This window comes from Pedobacter antarcticus (genome assembly GCF_900103515.1).
Taxonomy (GTDB): Bacteria; Bacteroidota; Bacteroidia; order Sphingobacteriales; family Sphingobacteriaceae; genus Pedobacter; species Pedobacter antarcticus.
Genome location: NZ_FNGZ01000022.1, coordinates 1 through 1,786 on the forward strand (window position 1 = coordinate 1; position 1,786 = coordinate 1,786).

Below are 1,786 nucleotides of genomic sequence, written 5' to 3' on the forward strand. Positions count from 1 at the left end.
AGCAAACAGGCGATCTTTCAATCTCCCCAAGCCGGCCTTCTAAAACCTTCCTTTACATCCTTTCAATTCCTTCTCTTTTTCTCTTGCCTTCTCACGTTTCCCTTCCTCCGAAGCGGGTTGCAAAAGTAGGAAAATTATCCCTACCACCAAACAATATCACTGACTTATTTGTATAATCCCGCTAAAACACTGTTGTTCAGTCAGAAAAATAATCAACTATTTGCAGCATTAGGATTGAAGGTCCGAAATCCAGCAAATCCGGACAAACCGGCATAAAGAACAAGCTTCTTAAACATAGCCAGAGACTATGTAAGTGACGGCAGGATCAGGAACTGATTATCAACTCAACAAAATCACCTATAGTATATATATATGGTAATATGGGACATTAATATAAGATGGCAGCGAAGACACACTTTAAAGCCTTTTCAGCTGAACTTTCACTAAACCCTCCTGAACAACAATTCCTATCCCCTGTTGAAGCCTTTCCTTCCGTTCGCATTCCAAATCAAAACGAATAGCAATCTTGCCCCCTCCTCATCCGACTTAGTCTTAAATCGATATCGTACATTGCTTTCTCATTTTTAGAGAAATTAACATAAGAAGCTATGTCAACCAGTCACTGAAAAACAGGCTTATTCAGAAAATACAGGAAATTTTTCTAGTGTACTGATATGTTTTAGTACATACAGCCAGCGATTCAAATCGCTTCCCAGTTCCTCCTGCTGCTTATTAAACTCAAGCAATTCAATAAACAACAGCACAAAATCCTCATAACAAAAATTTCCGCTGTAACGGTCACTCAGACAAAAATGGTGTAAACATCAGTCTGGTAGAGTATACGACATTGCAAATCAGGTGTCTTAGATAAAACAAAAACCGCTAAAAAATCTTCTACCTCCTTCGCCGTATCCCAACGAGATCTGTTTCCCTTATCGGTACAAAACAACAGATCAAAAATCACAGTTCCTTCCTCTTTAGTTTCACCCTGAAACTCCTGCTGCTGAAAAACTAATTGGCAATCTGCTTATTTCCTCTAAATACCTTGCTCAAAAAAGCAATAAGCAATGCCTTATCCTGTGCGGAACCAAAGATCCGCTGAAACCCAAAATCGGTTAGAGGGTCATATAGATCCGTTCATTATCAGGAATTCCCATAAATGCTTTTTAAAGAGCTGAAAATGTAATCCCAAAAAGAAGCAACCTGTTAAGACGAATCATATTATACGTTTATCAGGGCATTTCTTTCCATTCATGCATTTTATTAAACAGATGGCATTTTTAAACAGGATGTTGTCGGTTCCTGCTATGAGTTTACATAAAAAAGTTCTTGAAGGGAGAAAATGAGTAAAAAAGAAAACATCCAAGTGAAGTTAAATGCGGGGTAGTTTCTCCCGAATCAGAAAGTTTCAAAATTCAGATAGCTTTAGAATATATCCGAGGATTGTGCTGCGACCTTCATTAGTGAAAAAAGACACCTGTCATTCTCCAGCCTTTATATCCAAGGAATTTTACTTTATAATCAGCTGACTAGTATACCGTGTTGATATACCCTTGGTATACCGTTGCCATACCGTTGCCATACCCTTGGTATACCCATTGGGTAAAGGAAAGGTATACCAAGGGTATGGCAACGGTATAGCAACCCCGAAGAATAACAAAGGAAACTATGAACGATAGTGCCTTTATCTTATACCTGTCCTATACTGAGATTAGTTTACATTAAAAAAGCTAATTACTGACTAGTGTTTACTTTTATTTGTGATTTTACTGACTATAGTTTACAA

The 1,786-nt window shown here is 37.8% G+C and carries 2 pseudogenes; both read right to left on the bottom strand.

The window, feature by feature from the left end:
- Positions 1 to 635: 635 nt before the first annotated feature.
- Positions 636 to 809, bottom strand: a pseudogene (locus BLR53_RS20365) (PD-(D/E)XK nuclease family transposase); the annotation flags it as partial.
- A gap of 202 nt (positions 810 to 1,011) precedes the next feature.
- Positions 1,012 to 1,110 (bottom strand): annotated as a pseudogene (locus BLR53_RS20370) (Rpn family recombination-promoting nuclease/putative transposase); the annotation flags it as partial.
- Positions 1,111 to 1,786 lie beyond the last annotated feature (676 nt).